The organism is Parvimonas sp. D9 (assembly GCF_035282565.1).
Lineage (GTDB): Bacteria > Bacillota > Clostridia > Tissierellales > Peptoniphilaceae > Parvimonas > Parvimonas micra.
The window spans coordinates 1-235 of the sequence record NZ_JAYKBM010000272.1 but is presented as its reverse complement, the minus strand read 5'-3'; the positions used below and the strand labels follow the sequence as shown (position 1 = coordinate 235).

The window sequence follows — 235 nt, the reverse complement described above, 5'->3', positions numbered from 1 at the left end:
TGGGTGCAGAGCTATTGGCAAACTGTCTGATCAGCTGAAATGGAACAGAAGGTGTAATTCTAACCTGCGCAATATTGTTGACGACTCTTGAACCTCGGATATTACTTACTTCGATATCAAAATTATAAGTGCCTGTATCAATCAATGCAGTGGCAGGAGTTAATTCTAATCTTCCTCCCAGCGGATTCACATTAAAAGGTTTATACATAGCCGTTCCCAGCTTAACAGCTAATAA

1 protein-coding gene is annotated in these 235 nt (G+C 40.0%); it reads right to left on the bottom strand.

Annotation, left to right across the window (positions count from 1 at the left end):
- A partial coding sequence (locus VJI94_RS08845; RefSeq protein ID WP_324009107.1) for a hypothetical protein occupies nt 1-208 on the bottom strand: 208 nt, incomplete at its 3' end.
- Between the last annotated feature and the right edge of the window lie 27 nt (nt 209-235).